We start from the raw sequence: 19,560 nt of genomic DNA, 5'->3' as shown, positions 1-19,560 counted from the left end.
ATATATTTACAATAAGAACACGACGCCGCAACAGGCGTGAACAGCACGAGACTACGATATCCTGAAAACACTACATACTTATGCCTATGAACTTCCATATTTATTGCCCGGAAGATGCCCTGCATCCGTTTGTAAAACAATATTATTACTGGGAAGATAATACCCAGGGGCTGATACAACTCCCGCAAAACCTTTTAGCCCTCGGCGACCAGTATATCGTATGTATACTGGAAGGCGAAGCAACGATCAAACCGGCCCATCACCCGGCTTTCACGTTGCCGCAAAATGCCATCATCGGCCATTTCACCTGCGCCTGTCAGCTGCAGGTACGTGGCCCGATTAAAATGGCGGTCATCCAGTTGAATGCCTACGGTTGTTACCGGGTACTCGGACTCGATGCGGCTCATTTCACCAACTATTACCGTAACCTGGATGTATTGGACCTGCCGCACTGGCAGGAACTGCCGGCCACATTAGCCACGCTGTCTACACCGGAGGCCATGATACCGCACCTGAATAATGCCTGTAAAGCAGCCATGGCACAACAAACCCGTGGTCTGCAACAAATAGACGAAATCGCGGATTACCTCCTGTGCAACCAGGGGAATGTAAGTCTGCCTGAACTCTCTCACCATTTCCATCTGTCACGCCCTACGCTGGAACGTCGGTTCACGGCCGTTGTAGGATTGCCGCCACAGTTGTATGCCCGCATGATCCGCTATAAAACTGCCCTGCGTACCCTGCAGGACCTGCGGTTACCACAATGGCAGGCAGCTATTACGCCCACGCAGTACTACAACCAGGCGATGTTCATCAAAGATTATCTGCTGTTTCACGGAGAAACGCCGGCCTATTTTGCACCGGCCGCCGCTGCTGCTACCATAGCGCATATGCCGGCAAATACCCGCGTGGCAGTAGCCAGTTAGTCTGCCCGGATGTTGATATATTACCTATTTTAGTATCCGTAATATTATGCTACATCCGCTAAACAGTACCGGCATATGACCAACATCACCGTACAGGAAGGAGATTACCTTATTTCCACAGACAAATCAAAGCTGGACACGGAAGTGATTCACCAGTTTTTAGCTACTGAATCTTACTGGGCGCAAGGTATTCCGCTCAGCATTGTAGAAAAATGCATTGCCGGCTCTCTGTGTTTCGGCTTGTATCACGACAACCGGCAGATTGGTTTTGCCCGGGTGATTACAGATGGTGCTTCCTTTGCCTACCTGGCCGACGTATTTGTTGTGACCAGTCATCGGGGTAAAGGTTTGTCGAAGTTTATCATGCGTGCCGTGATAGCACATCCCGATCTGCAAGGTTTACGGAGATGGCTGCTGGTAACAGCAGATGCCCACAGCCTGTACCGGCAGTTTGGTTTCACAGACATTACCGATCCGCAGAAATTTCTGCAACTCCATCGCCCCCAGCCCTACCTGTAAATCCTGGTACTGATGGGCAACATGATAACGATGTCGGGTAAAAAGAGATAGTCAACCACTTCTTTTTTTTACAGGACATCGTTATTCTACGCCGCTATTGACGGGCAACACCCCGACTGCAGATTGTCAGCTCCCTGCTTTTTAGTAATTTACATGCATGAAAAAGATCATATACCTGGCAGCCGCCTTATTGCTGGCGATCCTGATATTCTGGTTGGGCAAACGTTTCGGTGGTACGGACCTGAATCAGCAGGTGATTTCCAACAGCACGATTATCAAAGAGATTGCGGAACTGGCCAGTCTCGATGTGCAGGGCAACGCGAGTCTGAAACGCAGCAATGTGGAAGACAACGGCGACTGGGGCGATAATATCCGGAAAACATTCCTGGAAAACACGGTATGGGTATCCATTCCTTATCAGGCGAAATATGGTGTCAATATCAACGATAAAACATTTCGGGTAGCCACTAACGGTAAAAAGATTACTATCAGTCTGCCCGCGCCGGTATTGCTCAGTTATGAGTTGAAAATGGATAAGATGGAAACGGCCAATCGTAAGGGCTGGCTGCTGTTTCAGAATGATGAAACCTATACGGATGCACAGAAGAAACTATACCAGACTTCCAGGGCTCAGCTGGAAAATAATACGGTGTATATAGAACATTCCAAAGCAAAAATCCGCAGTATTCTGCATCAATACTATGCACCTTTTCTAAAGGAAAAGGAATATACGCTGGATATTCAATTTGGTACACCTACCCAACAACCGCCGTTACAATAACGCATACCTGCAATAGCAAACCGCCTTTCCGGAAAGGCGGTTTATTTTTCACGCGGCATGCTGCGTAATATATTTGACCAGGCTCCTTTTGGCAATGGGCAGCAGGGTTTCATCGACCGGTACAATCAGCGGTGTTTCCACACAATAAACAGCCGGATTGGGCAGGTCGGTGCGTTCCCGGATCAGCATTGTTTTGATATGATTGCTGGTATGCACCAGGTCTTTTTTATAGGCTTTCAGGTAAGCCGTATGAATGCCTCTGAATTTTTCATCATGCCGTTCGAAAATGGTGAGCCGGTAAACATAAACCAGCGTATCCCGGCAACGGCCGTCGCATAGTAGCAGATAGCCTTCGGTAGGTTCCAGCGGCATCAGTCCTACCGGACAAATACTCAGCTTGTTTTCCACAAACTCATAGATTTCCGTGCCTTCCTTAATGGTGGTATCCAGCTGTGGCAGTGAATACTGGATAATCTGTTCCAGTTCCTGCATCAGTTCATCATCTGCAATCAGCTGTTCGTACAACAGCTGCAGTTTTTCGATATTCACGGCGGTCAGGCGTTTGGGAAACTGTTGCTGCAGAAATTGTTTATTCTCCCGGAAAGCGACCAGATTGTTGTAGTGAAAGATGATGTCGGCCAACTGGGGATAAAGCTTGCTCTGATTGAAGTATCGGTTGATGTCTTGCAGATAGGCGAGCAAGGTATATTTTTTCAATTCAAAATCGATATAACCATCTGCAAACCAGGTATCACTCAGCACTCCCATAAGTAATTAATTTAATGGATCATATCCTGAATTTACGAAAAAAAAACGGTAAAAAGGCTTGTTTTTGACGTTTGGAGAGGCATTTTAAAATATATTTCCATCACCTTAAAATCTTTATCCAGTAAGGATATAAAGCAGTATGGAGGGGGTAAAAGGAGGAGGCCTTTTAAAAATATTTCATTGCCAACTTTTTTATTAGCGTAATTTTCATAACTTCAAGTATATTATTTTTCATTTTTTTAATTTCAGTTATCATGAACATTTACGTAGCCAACCTGCATTATAGGTTGAACGATGAAGATCTTCATCAGATTTTCAGCGAATTTGGAGAGGTTACCTCCGCTAAGGTTATCAAGGACCATGAAACCGGCCGCTCACGTGGTTTTGGTTTTGTGGAAATGCCTAATCAAGATGAAGGAGCAAAGGCTATGGATAGTTTGAACGGCAGCGAAATCGAAGGAAAGCAATTGATGGTAAACGAAGCAAGACCCAAACAACCGAATAATAATTTCAAAGGTGGTGGTGGTAACAACCGTGGCGGTGGCGGATACGGTTCCCGCGATCGTCGTTATTAATCCCCTTATTCGGGCACAAAGAAACAAAAAAAGAGGGCTTTCCATTGGAGGGCCCTCTTTTTTTGCGTCCGGTATAACCGGTGATGCCTGTAAACAGCGAAGCATTATACGGGCTCCGTTAGCGCCGGCATAATGCTTCACTGATAATATGTTATGTGATATTAGATACTCTTTCCGGGATCAAAATTTTCCAGTTCCTGTGCTACTGCACTCAGGAAAGAAGAGCCCAATGATCCATCTACAATGCGGTGATCATAGGAGAGTGATAAATACATCATATGGCGGATACCGATGGTATCACCTTCCGGTGTTTCGATGACTACAGGACGTTTTTTAATGGCGCCCACGGCCAGAATCGCTACCTGCGGCTGGTTAATGATAGGCGTACCCATCAGGCTACCAAAGGTACCTACGTTGGTCAGGGTGAAAGTACCGCCCTGCGTATCTTCCGGTTTCAGTTTATTCTGACGGGCAGCATTGGCCAGGTGATTCACCTGTTTGGTCAGTCCTACCAGGTTCAGTACATCTGCGCTTTTAATAACAGGTACAATCAGGTTACCGGTAGGCAGTGCCGTAGCCATACCTATATTGATATCTTTCTTAATAATGATCTTGTCGCCATCCAGGGAACAGTTCACCAGTGGGAAACGTTTGATACACTTTACCACAGCTTCTACAAACAGTGGGGTGAACGTCAGCTTCTCTCCTTCACGTTTCTCAAATGCTCCTTTTACCCGATCGCGCCATTTCACGATGTTGGTGACATCTGCTTCTGCAAAGCTGGTCACATGCGGGCTGGTTTGTTTGCTCATCACCATGTGATTGGCAATCAGTTTCCGCATTCTGTCCATTTCCACAATTTCCACATTGCCACTGTAAGCAGGCGATGCTACCGTAGTAGTAACCGCTGGTGTGCTGCGAGGTGCTGCCACCGGAGCTGTCACAGTTACCGGTTCAGGGGTAACATCTGCAATGATCTTACCTGCTTTGCGGTCTGCTACAAACTGTAAAATATCTTTTTTCGTAACGCGGCCTTCATTGCCCGAACCTGGAATTTTTTCCAGATCAGCAAAGCTTACGCCTTCCTGTTGTGCAATGGTGAGTACCAATGGGGAATAGAACTTTGCACCGCCGGCAGCAGGAGCTTCCTGTACAGCGGCTACGGGAGCGGGAACGGTGGTAAACTTAGGTTCGCTGGCTACAGGAGCGGCAGGAACTACAGGGGCAGCCACTGCGGCTGCATCAGCATTGGTATTAATGCGGGCAATTACCGTACCTACCGGTACTACATCATTTTCATTGAAGAGCACTTCCGTGATCGTTCCTTCCGCGATAGAAGGAACCTCGCTATCCACTTTGTCAGTGGCAATTTCCAGTACCGTTTCATCTACTTTTACGTGATCTCCGGTCTGTTTATGCCAACGCAAGATGGTGGCTTCCATGATGCTTTCCCCCATTTTTGGCATTACCAATTCTACAATGGCCATAAGATTGATTTTTGCTTTAGTGCGGAACAAAAATAAGGGAATTGTCTCAATTCGGCACATGCCGCTATTCCTTATTGCAAGATCAGTTTACGCAATTCATTCATGGCAAAAACTGCCGTCATCTGAATATTCCGGTCGCGGTCATAACGTAACCTGTGTTTCACGGTGACTGTCCGGTTGTTGTCGCCCACGGCCATCCACACGGTACCTACCGGTTTTTCCGGCGTACCGCCATCCGGTCCCATAATACCCGATACCGCAATGGCATAATCTGTTTCCAGCAAACGGAGCGCACCTGCCAGCATTTCCCGTACGGTTTCTTCGCTGACGGCGCCATGTGCTGCCAGGGTTTCCGGTTTTACGCCCAGTAATTTTATTTTTGTTTCATTGGCATAAGTCACGGCGCTGCCTTTAAAATAGGCCGAACTGCCGGGAATAGCGGTAATCCAGCTGGATATTTGTCCGCCGGTACAGCTTTCAGCGGTACCTACCGTTTTCCCTTTTTCTTTCAGTAATAATCCCAGCACCTCTCCGATGCTGATATCCTGATCGGCAACGGTGATATCGGCCAGGAGTTTTTTCAATTCCTGAAATTGTATGCTCAAAGCGGCGGCTGTCACTACTTTATCGTCTCCGAAAGCCGTGAGCCGCAGTTTCAGCAGGCTGTAACTGGGCAGATACGCCAGTTTGATATAGGGTGGTAAACCCGCTTCAAAAGCGGTCAGCCGTTCTGCTACAAAAGACTCTCCCATACCGGAAGTCACCAGGGTTTGGTGCAGTACAGCCGGTGTCTGGAAATGAGTACCCAGCTGCGGCAGTACATAATCTTCCATGATGCCCTGCATTTCGTGCGGCACACCAGGCATGGAAACATAGATTTTTCCTTCTTTTTCGAACCACATCCCCGGTGCGGTACCCCGGCGGTTCTGAATAACCGTACAGGCTTCCGGCACCATGCTTTGGTCTACATTCCGCTGCAGCATCGGTAGTCCCCTGCTTTCAAAAATATGCAGCACATTCCGGAGGGCGCCTTCATCCTGCACCAGCCGTGTATTGAAATATTCGCAAAGGGTGGGTTTGGTAATATCATCTGCCGTAGGCCCTAAACCACCGGTTATCAATACAATATCTGATACCGCAGCTTCTCTCTCCAGTGCTTCCAGGATATCTTTTTTGATATCGCCAATGGCTACACGCCTGTGTACCCATATCCCCATCGCATTCAGCTGTTGTGCTATCCAGGCCGAGTTGGTATCAATGGTCTGCCCGATGAGCAGTTCATCTCCGATCGTAATAATGCTTGTGGTAATCTTTGACATACACGCCCTTTTTAGGAATTAAAAATTACGCATCTTCCCGGATATCCCAACAGGAACACTGCCGGAATAATTGCCGGAACACCGGTGATGCCTGATATAGCCGGGAAGATAACAACTATTGCTCCACAAAAAACGGTTCCAGCCGGTGCCGCAGTTCTTCCGGCAATCCTGCTTTTCCACGGGTTTTCACATCAATGAATACCAGGGTGGTGACCCCTACATTCAGCAATTCGTTCTTTTCGTTGTACAACTCGCTGTGAAACTGTATTTTAGAACCTTTCGGCATTTCTTTCAGTATAGTCTTTACCGTTATCAGGTTATCATAAAATGCCGGCCGCAGGTATTTGACGTTTAATTCTGCCACAGGCATAATTACGCCCTGCTCTTCCAGCTCCCGGTAGGTAAATCCCAGTTCGCGGATCGCTTCTGCCCTGCCTACTTCGTAATACAAACCATAATTGCCATAATACAGGTATCCCATCTGGTCTGTTTCCCCATAACGTACCCTGATTGTTGTTGTACTGATAAACATAGTCCGTTCAATATTTTATATACTCAAATAGCTGGCGAATGCGGGATTATTTACCCAGTGCGCCGTCCAGGGAAAATTTACCCGGACCGGTAAAAAGCAAGGTGGCAAAGGCTCCCAGGTACATCACCGGCAGTTCAATTTCATCTATTGGCTGATGGGCGTGAATCATAAATACCACTACACCCATACAAATAATCAGGGGAAGTACCGCCAGCCGCGTCAATAAACCGATGATCACAAATACGGCACAAAATACTTCTGCAAAAACCGTCATGCCCAGTGAATATTTATGTCCAACACCCAAAGGGTCCGGAAAGGTATTCATTTTGGCAGCAAAATTGATCAGCTTAGGCCAGCCATGCAACAGAATCAGGCCACCGAATACCAGCCGGAGTACCAGCATGGAAAAACTTACGGCGCCATTCGAATAGCCGGTAGAGAACAGTTTTCTCATAGTAGGTAAGGTTTTTGCGCTTCTAATAATTTGCCGCAATATAGCGCAATAGCCTTTTTTCTGACTTTGGAGTTATCCACATTGTTAGAAAAGCAATCCGAAAAGAAGGCAGATAACTTTTATATTTGCCTGTTGGGGGTATCATTTGCCGGTTATCAATACCGGCGGCTTCCTGTAAGGAGGATATGGTATCTTTCCTGCCGGCACTTCTTAATGGGATTTCACTGTGGCATAACGGATAGCAGAAGTACCGATCATACCCGGACGGGAAAATATTTTCAGCCGGGATTCGTTTTAAACGCATATTCAAGACATAACAGCTAAAGCATGCAGTTCATCAGAAAAGTTATTATTCCCGGACATCTGTACGTTTCCCTGGCCGTTTTTGCCGGAGCCGGTCTTACAGGCCTCCCCGCAGCACAGGCGCAGCAAACACGTGTATATACCGATCCGGAAAAAGTATTCAAGGATGCGCAACAATATTTCCAGCAGGAAAAATATGCCGTATCCATGCAACTTTTCAAACAGACTATCGATAACATCGATTATTTCCATGTCACCAACCGCGACCTGATTAAAACAGATGCGTTCTACTACTATACCATCTGCGCATTAAAACTGCAACAGGGCAATGCAGAGAAACTGGCACTGGATTATCTCAGACTGTTTAATAATAATGCCCGCGAACAACTGGTCAGCTACCACCTGGCCAAGTATTATTTCCGGCTCAACAAACTGAAAGAAGCGATTCCATTATACGAAAAAGCCAATATCGAGAATTTATCCAACGCAGAAATTGCGGAAGCTAAATTCGAACTGGCGTATTGCTACTTCAATGTAAAGGACTTCGCGAAAGCGCAACCGCTGTTTGCTTCCATCCGGGAAATTCCTGGTAAATACTATATCCCGGCCAATTACTACTACGGTTTCATTGCTTACTACAATCACCAGTATGAAGAAGCCCTCAACAGTTTTCAACGGGTAGTAAACGAACCTAAATACAGCAACGTTGTTCCGTACTATATTGCAGAGATCTATTATTTCCAGGGAAAAACAGATCAGCTGATTGCCTACAGTGAACCACTTGTAAAACAAGGTGGCCAATACTACGAGGCAGAAATTAAACAACTGCTGGGTAAAGCTTATTTCGAAAAGAAAGACTATAAAAAATCGCTTCCCTATCTCCAGGATTTCCAGGACAATTCGGAAGAAGTAAGAAACGAAGATATTTACCAGCTGTCTTATGCCTACTATCAAACCGGTAATCTCAACAAAGCCATTACCGGCTTCAAACAACTGACAAACAGCAAAGACTCCCTGGGTCAGAACTCCATGTACCTGCTGGGCGACTGTTACCTGCGTACCGGCCAGAAAGCCAATGCGCGCAATGCATTTGCCTTCTGTGCCAACAATAGTTCCAATGCGCAGCAACAGGAAATCTCCCGCTTCCACTATGGTAAACTCTCCTACGAGCTGGGTTACCCGGATGCAGCCCTCACGGAACTGACACAATTCGTAAAAAAATATCCGCAATCGGAATACAATAAGGAAGCCCGCGAAATCCTGGTAAACCTGTTCATGAACAGCAACAACTACAAGGAAGGACTGGCTACCATTGAAATGATTGAAGATAAAAATCCGACCGTATTAAAGGCCTACCAGAAAGTAGCCTACGGCCGTGCCACCCAGTTGATCAACGATCAGCAACTGGCAGAAGCAGACCGCCTGCTGGATGTAGCCATCAAAAATCCATATGATCCGCAGATCAAACAACTGGCGCATTTCTGGAAAGCAGAAGTTGCCCTGCGGCAAAATAAAACGGCAGATGCCATCACTAACCTGAACGCCTATCTGAGTAATGCAGCGCCGGTATCTGGCGAAGCCAATGCACAGACAGCCAGCTATAACCTGGGCTACAGCCTCCTGAAACAACAGAAATACGCGGAAGCATTGCCGTATTTTGAAAGCGCCCAGAAAGGCAACGGTCCGAATGCGGCCCGTATTACTACCGACGCCATACTCCGCAGCGCCGACTGTTATTATATGCTGCGCCAGTTTCCAAAAGCGTTGCCGCTGTACGACCGGGTAATCAGCAACAACGACCCCGGCGCCGACTACGCCACCTACCAGAAAGCCGTTATCCTGGGCTTACAGGGTAAACAGGCCGAAAAACTGGCCTTGCTGAAACAACTGGGTAATAAATTTCCTACTTCCGGTTTCTCCAACGAAACCGATATGGAAATTGCCAACACCTACCTGGCAGCAGAGAAATACAACGAAGCCATTCCTTTCCTGGAAAATGTATTGCAAAAACAACCTAACGGCGCCAACGCGCCCCGCGCATTACTGAAACTGGGATTGAGCTATTATAACAAAGACAACGACAGCAAAGCACTGGGCTACTATCGGCAGGTAGTGGAGAAATTCCCCGGCTCACCGGAAGCCAATGAAGCCCTGCAAAGCATCAAGTCTATTTATGTCAGCCAGGGTAAAACAGACGACTACCTCGCTTTCCTGAAAGCCAGCGGCCGTACGGTTTCTGCCTCCGCAGAAGACTCCATCGCCTACAGCGCGGCGGAAGCCCGGTTCACCAACAACGATTGCGCCGGGGCTGTCATTGCTTTCAACAGCTACATCCAGAAATATCCTAACGGCCAGTTTGTACTGCCGGCACATTTCTACAAAGCAGAATGCTCCTATAACAATAAAGACTATACGAATGCTTTACCGGCGTATGAATTCGTACTGTCCCGTAATAACAGTCTGTATGCAGAGAGATCTGCCCTGCAGGCGGCCAACATCAACTTCTACCAGGTTAAAAACTACGCTAAAGCACGTACGTACTACCTGCAGCTGCAAGACCTCGCTACCAGCAAGGAAAACAGCCTGACAGCCACCCGGGGCCTGCTGCGCAGCAACTATCAGCTGCAACGCTGGGATGAAGTAGCCAACTACGCAGAAATGTTACTCGCTGCTGCCAACATCAGCACCGATGATCAGATCATCGCTCATTTCTATCAGGGTAAAGCACAGGAACAGGCCAAACAATATGCAGCAGCCATCACAGCTTACAAAACTGTGGCGGCCCTCACCAAATCCGAAACCGGTGCAGAAGCCCGTTATGGTATCGCCAATGCTTACCTGCAACAGGATGACCTCACCGCCGCTGAAAAAGCTGGTTTTGATGTGATTAAAAACACGCCATCTTACGAAAACTGGGTGGCGAAATCATATATCCTCCTGGGCGATGTATACCTGCGTCAGCAGGATTACTTCAATGCCAAAGCTACTTTCCAGAGTATCGCCAATAACTGCCCGATACCGGAGTTAAAACAGGAAGCCAAAGAAAAACTGGCGAAAGTAGAAGCAGCAGAAAAAGCAGCCGGCAAAAAACCGAAAAAACAATAGTCTTTTCAGGTAACGGTATGCAGGAATTTTTCGGATTTACAGATTTAAGTTAACGACAGCATGAACATTCAAACCATCTATAACAAACGCGCTTTCATTCTGGCTGCCATGGGTCTGGCAGGTTTGCTGCCACTGCAACATGCAGCGGCACAGGAAACGCTGAAACAGGAAACCATCGATATCATTTCCACCAATCAGCCCAAACTGCGCGACGCCTATAAACTGAACCTGACGGCATCGTTGCCGGGAGTGGATACCAGCCGGCCTTCCCTGAAATATCAGGTGCCTGCACTCAACCTGAACTTCATGTATCAGGCAGCGCCTTTAAAACCACTGGCACTGGGTAAAGATTCCCTGGGACGTTTACAGAACAACTTTATCAAACTGGGTTACGGCAATTTAAATACCCCACTGGTACAGGCAGGTTTTGGCAGCGGCAGAAATGAAGTATACAACTTCGGCGTATTTGTGAACTACACCGGCTCCAAAGGCAAGGATATCGCCAACCAGGATTACAGCAACCTGAATGTGCTGGCCTCCGGCGCTTACCTGCTGCCTAAATTTGAACTGAATGCCAGCATTGGTTATGACCGTAACACCATACACTATTATGGTTATGATCATGACGTGATCAGTTATGAAAAGGGGGATATTGCACAAACCTTTAACCAACTGACCGCCATCGTAGGCGGACAAAACCGCCCGCAAAATGACTGGGCCTTCACGTTTCAGCCACAGGTAAAATTCGTGCTGTTCAATGATTCCTACAAACGCACGGAAAATACGTTTGTATTTAAGGTGCCGGTGCGTAAACAGGTATTTGAAGACATCTACATACAGGCCGAAGGCGTATTCGACCTCTCTACCTACAAAGAGGATAATAACCGCGCCATCAACAACAATGTAGTGGCGGTGCATCCGGCTGTGGAAATCATCAAACCCCGTTTTGTGCTGCATGCGGGCGTAAACCCCACCTGGACCAACGATAAGTTTTACCTGCTGCCCGACATCGTGAATGAGTCGCACCTGGTACACAAAAAACTGATCCTGAGCAGTGGCTGGATTTCTTATTTCGACAAGAACTCCTATCGTAACCTGGCCAGTCAGAATCCTTTCCTGGCCGGTCTGACATCAGGTATACTGAATACCCGCGTGGAAGAAAAATATACCGGTATCAAAGGTACCCTGGGCAGCCATTTTAATTACAACACCAAGTTTGCTGCCGTTACCTGGTACAACAGACCGCTGTTTATCAACGACGCGGCTGATACCAAGAAATTCCTGACCCGTAACGAAGCAGAGCTGCGCGCCTTCCAGCTGCATGCAGAAGTGGGCTATATAGAAGAAGAAAAGTTTCAGGCAAGGGTAAGCTTCGACTGGTATAACTACAACAAACAGGAAACGGAAGTAAAACCGTGGCACCTGCCGCCATTCCAGGGCGACCTGTTTTTACAGTATACCATGGCTAAAAAACTGCACCTCAATGCCAATTTGTATGCGCTGAGCGGCAGCTATTACCAGCTTCCCAACCTCGACTTCGGCAAAACCAGCAGTACCTGGGATCTTAACCTGGGTGCAGGTTACGACATCGGTAAACACTTCAATGTATGGCTGAACGCCAATAATATTTTCAACACCCGCTACCAACGCTGGTATCTTTATCCAACTTATGGATTCAATGTGGTGGGTGGTGTGATGATTAAGTTTTAACTTTGCTGCAAACCAGGTTCGATTGTTCCCTGATATACCTGCAGCCGGCCTGGTTTGTAACAAATTAATCACGCAAAAAAACGCACCTTGATACTCCAGCAATATATCCAGGAAGTATTATTCCAGCAACGTGTTTGTGTAGTACCTCAACTGGGAACATTTCTGATTCAACATTTTCCCGCACAGTATAACCCCACCACACAAACCCTGACCGCCCCCCGGGATCATATTATATTCAGCCATACGTGGAAAGATGACGGCTCCTGCCTGGAATGGATTGCGCTGAAAGAAAACCTGGTGCCTGCAGTGGCCCAGCTGAAACTGGAAAAATACCTGGAAGAATTCCGTGACTTTCTCAAAACCGGTAAACCGCTTTTCCTGCCTGGCATCGGGCAGTTGCAGGGCGATTTTACGGGCCGCAATATTAATTTCTTTGAAGAGGAACTACCGGTAGCACCGCCTTCCCTGCCGATTACGCCTGTGAGGAGTGCACCGCAGAAAACAGCTGCAGCGCCGGTTCCGGAACCACTCCCGGCCACCTTATCGGCCACCGCACTGGAACCTGTAATGACAGAAGAAGTGGAAGAAACGCTGGAAGCGGTAACAGAAGAAAGCCGGTTCAAATGGTGGTGGATAGCTATTCCTGCAGCTGCGGTAATCACTGCAGCCGGTATCTGGTGGTATATCACCACGCAGCCCCGTCCGGTCGCACAGCCAGCTGCCACCCCAGCTGTAGCCACAACGCCACAGGAGGAAGCCACCACGGTAACATCCATAGCAGCTACCGACAGTACCGCTACTGCAGTAGTACCGGTAACAACGGCAACGGATACACTGAACTATTTTGCTGTGATAGAAACCTATACAGACAGTACCCGCGCAGCCAGACAGGCCACCCGCCGTCAAAGCTGGAACCAGCAGGTAATACTGTACAAACGCGATCATACCTACTATGTAGGATCACCTGTCAGATCTGCCGCAAAAGATACAACTGAACAATTGGAGTTAAAGAAGAAGGAATTTCAGAATAACAAAGTATACCTGGATTTTGCACCGGTGCCATCAGGCATTTAATTCGCCGGCAACAATATCCAGTCCTTCTGCAAAAGTGCGGGGTTCATAACCCAGTTCTTTAATGGCTTTATCGATGACCAGGCCGGTTTTCGCAGGCCGGGCTGCTGGCTGGGCCAGGCTTCTGGAACTGATTTTTTCCACGAGGCTGGGATCCAATTTAAAATAGGCGGCTGTTTGCATGGCCATATCATATGGCGTAAGCATATCTTTTCCGGAGATATTAAAATAACCGGTCGCTTTTTTCGCAGCAATTAACAGGCAACCTTTTGCCAGGTCATGACAAAGGGTAGGTGTCCGCCATTGGTCATCTACCACTTTCACTTTCTTACCTTGCTGTAAATTATTCTTTACCCAGGTAATCATGTTACTGCGGTGAGGGTCCGCTACTACACCATAAACCAGTACGGTACGTACAATGGCCCACGATGTTTTACTGTTGTGTACGAGGCGCTCTGCGGCCACTTTGCTGGTACCGTAGTAATTGATAGGATTTACAATGGACTCTTCTGTGTAAGGCCCCTGTAATCCGTCAAATACAAAATCCGTGGAGAGAAAAATAAAGAAGGCGTTGTACTTTTCTGCGGCATGTACGAGGTAACGCGTAGCGCCTACATTCGTATCCCAACAGGCATCTTTATTCTTTTCACATTCATCTACCTGCGACATAGCGCCGCCATGTATGATGATATCCGGCTGGTGTTTATCTATCAATTGATTGACACTGCCTGCATCACGAAGGTTGACCGCCTCATAAGTGTAATTATCCCGCAGGGGAAAGCGGTTAGGGCCTCTGCCGGTAGCTACCACTTCATAGTTGCCATCCTGCAGTAAAAGGGGGATCAGGTGTTGTCCCAGTAATCCGTTACTTCCTGTTATAAGTATCTTCATAAAGCCATATTAACATTACGCTGCCTTTAAAGATAAGGAAAAAATCAGCTCTAACAGCTGGCATTTAGCTTTTAGCCAACCAAAAATTATTCGGCAGCCAACCGCTAAATGCCACTGTCAGTATTATTTTTTCATCTGCAGATTATACATGGTAAAGGACCACAGATCTGTCAGCTCAGCAATCTGCTTGGAGGTAGGTTTACCTGCACCATGGCCCGCCTGTGTTTCAATACGGATCAGCATCGGGTTAGGACCTGCATTCGCTGCCTGCAATGTAGCCGCAAACTTGAAAGAGTGTGCAGGGACTACACGGTCGTCGTGATCCGCCGTGGTGATAAGGGTAGCAGGATACGTTGTACCTGGCTTCAGGTTGTGCAGCGGAGAATACTGCAGCAGATATTTAAACTGCGCTGCATTATCACTGCTGCCATATTCCACAGCCCATGCCCAGCCAATGGTAAATTTCTGGTAACGCAGCATGTCCATTACACCTACTGCCGGTAAAGCTACCTTAAACAGTTCCGGTCTTTGCGTCATGCACGCGCCTACCAGTAAACCGCCGTTGGAACCACCGCGGATAGCGATTTTGGAAGGATGGGTATATTTGGCCTGAATCAGGTATTCAGCAGCGCCGATAAAATCATCGAATACATTTTGTTTTTTCTCCAGCATACCGGCTTTATGCCAGGCCTCTCCATATTCACTGCCACCACGCAATGCCACCACTGCGTATATACCGCCCTGCTCCATGAAATAAAGATTGGAGATACTAAAGCCTGGTGTCTGTGAAACGTTGAAGCCACCGTAGCCATAGATCAGTACAGGATTATTACCACTTTGCTTCATTCCTTTTTTATAGGACAGGAATATCGGCACCCGGGTACCATCCTTGCTGTTGAAAAATACCTGTTTGGTTTCATAATCTGCCGGATTGAATTTTACTTCCGGTTTATCATACAGCGTAGAAACACCTGTGGCGATATCATACCGATAGATAGTTGTTGGCGTTACAAAAGAGGTATAGGAATAGAAAAATTCCTTTTCGTCTTTTTTGCTGCTGAAACCACCGGCAGTACCGATACCCGGGAGTTTAATTTCGCGTTCCTGCTTTCCTTTATAATCATATTGATACACCTGTGTAGCGGCATCTTTCAGATAAGAGAGGAATAATTTACCACCGGCAGTACCCACACTTTCCAATGCTTCTTTTCTTTCCGGCACGATGGTTTTCCAATTGGCTTCCGCCGGATTTTTAGGATCTACCAATACAATGCGGTAGTTGGGTGCGCCGTGATTGGTACGTACCAGCAGTTTTCCACCGTCGTTGTCGATTACTTCCGGTTCAAAGTCAAAACCTTTAATCAGGAGAGAAAAATCTTTTTGATTCGGATCCTGCAGGTCACGGTAACTGAGTTCATTACCGGAAGTACCTTCAGACGCATACAGGATGAGGAAACGTTCATCTTCCGTAATATCCATCTTCGCACTTCTCAACGGATGTTCCTTATCTACATATATCAGTTCATCTTTCTCCTGCGGATCACCTACCTTATGATAATATACCTGTTGAAATTCATTTTTACCCGAGAGCTTATTTTGTTCGGTTGGTTTGTCGTAACGGCTGTAATAGAACCCATCTCCTTTCCAGGCCATCCCACTGAACTTGATCCATTCCAGTTTATCTGACAGTTGTTGTTTGGTGGCCAGATCTATTACATAGGCTTCTTCCCAGTCGGAGCCGGCTTTCGCCAGCAGGTAAACCGCATACTTGCCGTTTCCGGAGAAGGTAACACCTGCCAGGGCAGCAGTACCGGTAGCAGATAATTTATTAGGGTCAATAAATACTTCCGGTGTACCCTTTAAAGTTGCCGAGCGATAAAGTACTGCCTGATTCTGCAGCCCGTCATTCTTATAGAAATAATAATATTGGCCATGTTTAACAGGAGTTCCTGTTTTAGGATAGTTCCATAATTCTTCTAATCGTTTTTTAACCTCGTCCCGGAAAGGGATCTTTGCCAAATAATCCTGTGTTACTTTGTTTTCCGCCTTAACCCAGGCACCGGTAGCTTCACTATTATCGTCTTCGAGCCACCGGTAAGGATCTGCAATTTTTGTTCCGTGATAATCATCTACTGTATCCACCTTCCTGGTCTCAGGGTAATGAATAGGTTGTTGTTGCGCGATTACCTGTCCTGTGATTAAACTCATGCTCATAATTAGCCACCTCCTATTATTTTTTTTCAACATACCTAATATATTTTAAAAAAATTAGCTACTTTGTTTGATTAAAATTAAAAATTTAGGTTAATTCATCAGATAACTATTAGAAAAACAATTGCAAAACGTTATTTTTGTGCGCCTTTAAGATATTTTTTTAGCAATTTATATGAAAAAATTGAACAACATTGCAGTCCTTACCTCAGGGGGAGATGCTCCTGGCATGAACGCCGCCGTTCGTGCGGTCGTAAGAACGGGCATTTATCATCAGCTGAATGTGTTCGGCGTTATGTACGGCTATAGGGGGATGTTAAAGAATGAGATCTTTCCGATGGAGTCGAAATCAGTGGCCAACATCATCCAACGGGGGGGCACCATACTGAAAACCGCCAGGTGCAAAGAGTTCTATGAGTATGAAGGGCGAAAAAAGGCTTATGAAAATCTGAAAAAACACAACATTGACGGACTGGTAGTAATCGGTGGGGATGGATCCTTCAATGGTGCGCAGATGTTCAGCCAGGAATTTGACATTCCTTGTATAGGCTTGCCAGGTACTATTGATAAGGACATTGCCGGCACCGACTCCACCATTGGCTTTGATACCGCTGTCAACACGGCTGTAGAAGCAATCGATAAAATAAGGGATACCGCAGATGCGCATGACCGCTTGTTTGTAATAGAAGTAATGGGCCGTGATGCCGGTTATATTGCTTTGCACAGTGGTATTTCCACAGGTGCGGAACATATTCTGTTACCGGAACGCAAAACGGAAGTCAACGAGATCATCGAGGAGCTGCAGGCCAATGAACGTCGAAAGAAACTGGTAAACCTCATTGTGGTAGCCGAAGGTGATGAAACCGGCGGCGCCAACGAAGTAGCCCGCAGGATCAAGGAACAGTGCCCGCAACTGGATACGCGGGTATGTATTCTTGGACACATCCAACGTGGCGGATCTCCTACCTGCATGGACCGTATACTGGCCAGCCGTATGGGTTACGCCGCAGTTGACGCCTTGCTGGAAGGCATTCACAATGTAATGATCGGCGTTGTAAATGATAAGATTCATTACACACCTCTGGATAAAGCCGTAAAGGCAAAACAGGAAATTGACCCTGAATGGTTCAAGATTGTTAAAATTCTCGCGAGTTAAAAAATTAGATTTATGAGTACAAAGGATCTATCGAAATACTATCACAAGCAGATGGACAACGCTGCAGGCAGAGCACACTCTTCCCACAAAACCAAAATTGTGGCTACCGTAGGACCTGCCTCTGATACCTATGAACAACTGCTCGCATTGGTGAAAGCCGGTGTGAATGTGTTCCGTCTGAACTTCTCCCATGGCTCCCATGAAGATAAACTGCGGATCATTGAATACATCCGTCAGATCAATAAGACAGAACCTTATAACGTTGCCATCCTCGCTGATCTGCAAGGTCCGAAACTCCGTGTGGGCGAAATCGAGAACAATGCACTGCCGCTCAAAACCGGTGATATCCTCACTTTCGTGAACGAAAAGCTGGTGGGCAATATGGAAAAAATTTATGTTTCCTACCCTGACCTCTACAAAGATCTTAAACCCGGCCAGAAAATTCTGCTGGACGATGGTAAAATAGAAACCGTTGTACAGGAAATCACCGCCAAAGGTGAGATCAAAGCAGCGGTGACTTTACCAGGTGTATTGTCTTCCAAAAAAGGCTTTAACCTCCCGGATACTAAAATTTCCCTGCCTGCACTGACAGAGAAAGACATTATTGACCTCGATTTCATCATCGATCAGGAGTGTGACTGGGTAGCGCTGTCTTTTGTAAGAAGCGTGAAAGACCTGTCAGAACTGCGTAAACGCCTGGAAGCCCGCAATTCCAAGATCAAGGTAATTTCCAAGATCGAAAAACCGGAAGCCATCCAGAACCTGAAAGAAATCATCTGGGAAAGCGACGGCGTAATGATTGCCCGTGGTGACCTCGGTGTGGAACTGCCGGTTGAGCAGATCCCGATGATCCAGAAAGATATTATCCGTAAATGTATTCACCGTGCGAAACCGGTAATCGTAGCTACCCAGATGATGGAAAGCATGATGGACCGTACCCGCCCGAACCGTAGTGAAATCACAGACGTGGCCAACGCGGTACTGGAAGGCGCCGATGCGGTGATGCTGAGCGGAGAAACTGCTACCGGCCAATTCCCGGTACTGGTGATCCAAACCATGAACAAAATTATCCAGGAAGTAGAAAAAGAAGCGATCATTTACAACCGTAACCTGATCCCTCACCGTCACTCTCCTACCTTCCTCAGCGATGCATTGTGCTACAACGCCTGTAAAATTGCGGAAGACCTGGATGCAGATGCGCTCATTGGTATGACCCAAAGCGGTTACACCGGCTTTATGCTGAGCAGCTACCGTCCACGCAGCCCACTCTATGTATTTACCAAAGAAAGATCCCTGGTAAATCAGCTGAGCCTCAGCTGGGGTGTACGCGCCTTCTACTACGAAGAAGAAGAAAGCCTCGATGATATCGTTTTCGATCAGATCAACATCCTGAAAGAAAGAGGATTCATCAAAGCCGGCGACGTAGCAGTAAATACCGGTAGTACACCTGTAAAACTGCATCTGCCTACCAATATGCTGAAAATTACCAAAGTAGAATAGTACTATTCTACCGCGATCTATAAAATGGCCCGTAGTCGTCTGCAACGATACTTTGCAGATTACTACGGGCCATGTTGTTTTTGCTATTATTCCTTATGATAAGGAGACGCCAGGATAAATGGGTGAATAAAATTAAGTAAGCCTGCATGCCGGTAATAAAAGAGAGACGAACACATAGCTTATGTAAAGGGGCAAATGATACTATATTACCAAATATGCTTACTACTACCTTACTAAAACGAATGCACTACG

At 46.8% G+C, this 19,560-nt stretch carries 16 protein-coding genes; 9 read left to right on the top strand and 7 right to left on the bottom strand.

Annotation, left to right across the window (positions count from 1 at the left end):
• Positions 1 to 86: 86 nt before the first annotated feature.
• The 3 genes from OL444_RS10480 to OL444_RS10470 all read left to right on the top strand — a co-directional run bounded on the left by OL444_RS10480 (position 87) and on the right by OL444_RS10470 (position 2,226).
• Positions 87 to 926 (top strand): helix-turn-helix domain-containing protein, encoded by an 840-nt coding sequence (locus OL444_RS10480; RefSeq protein ID WP_264733259.1) that lies wholly within the window; start codon positions 87 to 89, stop codon positions 924 to 926.
• Between the two features lie 75 nt (positions 927 to 1,001).
• On the top strand, positions 1,002 to 1,445 hold the full coding sequence (locus OL444_RS10475) for a GNAT family N-acetyltransferase (protein WP_264733260.1): 444 nt from the start codon (positions 1,002 to 1,004) through the stop codon (positions 1,443 to 1,445).
• A 157-nt stretch (positions 1,446 to 1,602) separates the two neighbouring features.
• Positions 1,603 to 2,226, top strand: a complete 624-nt coding sequence (locus OL444_RS10470; RefSeq protein WP_264733261.1) for a DUF4230 domain-containing protein — start codon at positions 1,603 to 1,605, stop codon at positions 2,224 to 2,226.
• Positions 2,227 to 2,274: 48 nt separating this feature from the next.
• Here the strand turns inward: OL444_RS10470 and OL444_RS10465 are convergent, their stop codons facing one another.
• Complete coding sequence (locus OL444_RS10465; RefSeq protein ID WP_264733262.1) at positions 2,275 to 2,994, bottom strand: hypothetical protein; 720 nt, start codon at positions 2,992 to 2,994, stop codon at positions 2,275 to 2,277.
• Positions 2,995 to 3,248: 254 nt separating this feature from the next.
• Between OL444_RS10465 and rbp the strand changes: the two genes are divergently transcribed.
• Positions 3,249 to 3,569: an RNA-binding regulator gene (rbp, locus tag OL444_RS10460; protein ID WP_264733263.1), complete on the top strand. Its 321-nt coding sequence runs from the start codon at positions 3,249 to 3,251 to the stop codon at positions 3,567 to 3,569.
• A gap of 161 nt (positions 3,570 to 3,730) precedes the next feature.
• On the opposite strand, the gene OL444_RS10455 is transcribed toward rbp, so the two are convergent.
• From OL444_RS10455 to OL444_RS10440, 4 genes are all read right to left on the bottom strand, one after another.
• Positions 3,731 to 5,056, bottom strand: coding sequence for a dihydrolipoamide acetyltransferase family protein (locus OL444_RS10455; RefSeq protein WP_264733264.1), 1,326 nt, complete (start codon positions 5,054 to 5,056; stop codon positions 3,731 to 3,733).
• A 71-nt stretch (positions 5,057 to 5,127) separates the two neighbouring features.
• Positions 5,128 to 6,375: a CinA family nicotinamide mononucleotide deamidase-related protein gene (locus OL444_RS10450; RefSeq protein ID WP_264733265.1), complete on the bottom strand. Its 1,248-nt coding sequence runs from the start codon at positions 6,373 to 6,375 to the stop codon at positions 5,128 to 5,130.
• A 115-nt stretch (positions 6,376 to 6,490) separates the two neighbouring features.
• Complete coding sequence (locus tag OL444_RS10445) at positions 6,491 to 6,907, bottom strand: acyl-CoA thioesterase (protein ID WP_264733266.1); 417 nt, start codon at positions 6,905 to 6,907, stop codon at positions 6,491 to 6,493.
• A 46-nt stretch (positions 6,908 to 6,953) separates the two neighbouring features.
• Positions 6,954 to 7,361 (bottom strand): DoxX family protein, encoded by a 408-nt coding sequence (locus OL444_RS10440; protein WP_264733267.1) that lies wholly within the window; start codon positions 7,359 to 7,361, stop codon positions 6,954 to 6,956.
• Positions 7,362 to 7,688: 327 nt separating this feature from the next.
• Here OL444_RS10440 and OL444_RS10435 point away from each other — a divergent pair, with 327 nt between their 5' ends.
• The 3 genes from OL444_RS10435 (at position 7,689) to OL444_RS10425 (ending at position 13,553) form a co-directional block, all read left to right on the top strand.
• Positions 7,689 to 10,769 carry a tetratricopeptide repeat protein gene (locus OL444_RS10435; protein WP_264733268.1) on the top strand — a complete coding sequence of 1,027 codons (3,081 nt, stop codon included), beginning with the start codon at positions 7,689 to 7,691 and terminating at the stop codon, positions 10,767 to 10,769.
• A 60-nt stretch (positions 10,770 to 10,829) separates the two neighbouring features.
• A complete protein-coding gene (locus tag OL444_RS10430) occupies positions 10,830 to 12,479 on the top strand; it encodes a hypothetical protein (protein WP_264733269.1) in 1,650 nt (549 codons plus the stop codon).
• Between the two features lie 87 nt (positions 12,480 to 12,566).
• The gene (locus OL444_RS10425) at positions 12,567 to 13,553 is read left to right on the top strand and encodes an HU domain-containing protein (protein WP_264733270.1); all 987 of its coding nucleotides are present in this window, start codon (positions 12,567 to 12,569) and stop codon (positions 13,551 to 13,553) included.
• Here the strand turns inward: OL444_RS10425 and OL444_RS10420 are convergent.
• Both OL444_RS10420 and OL444_RS10415 read right to left on the bottom strand, forming a co-directional pair.
• The gene (locus tag OL444_RS10420) at positions 13,542 to 14,441 is read right to left on the bottom strand and encodes an SDR family oxidoreductase (RefSeq protein ID WP_264733271.1); all 900 of its coding nucleotides are present in this window, start codon (positions 14,439 to 14,441) and stop codon (positions 13,542 to 13,544) included. The two genes, OL444_RS10425 and OL444_RS10420, sit on opposite strands and share 12 nt — an antisense overlap.
• A gap of 123 nt (positions 14,442 to 14,564) precedes the next feature.
• A complete protein-coding gene (locus tag OL444_RS10415) occupies positions 14,565 to 16,649 on the bottom strand; it encodes a prolyl oligopeptidase family serine peptidase (protein WP_264733272.1) in 2,085 nt (694 codons plus the stop codon).
• Between the two features lie 178 nt (positions 16,650 to 16,827).
• On the opposite strand from OL444_RS10415, the gene pfkA reads away from it, so the two are divergent.
• Positions 16,828 to 17,808 carry a 6-phosphofructokinase gene (pfkA, locus tag OL444_RS10410; RefSeq protein ID WP_264733273.1) on the top strand — a complete coding sequence of 327 codons (981 nt, stop codon included), beginning with the start codon at positions 16,828 to 16,830 and terminating at the stop codon, positions 17,806 to 17,808.
• A gap of 12 nt (positions 17,809 to 17,820) precedes the next feature.
• Positions 17,821 to 19,308 carry a pyruvate kinase gene (gene pyk, locus OL444_RS10405; RefSeq protein WP_264733274.1) on the top strand — a complete coding sequence of 496 codons (1,488 nt, stop codon included), beginning with the start codon at positions 17,821 to 17,823 and terminating at the stop codon, positions 19,306 to 19,308.
• Positions 19,309 to 19,560 lie beyond the last annotated feature (252 nt).

The organism is Chitinophaga nivalis (assembly GCF_025989125.1).
Lineage (GTDB): Bacteria > Bacteroidota > Bacteroidia > Chitinophagales > Chitinophagaceae > Chitinophaga > Chitinophaga nivalis.
The sequence above is the reverse complement of the archived record's forward strand: the minus strand, read 5'-3'. Positions and strand labels throughout refer to the sequence as shown.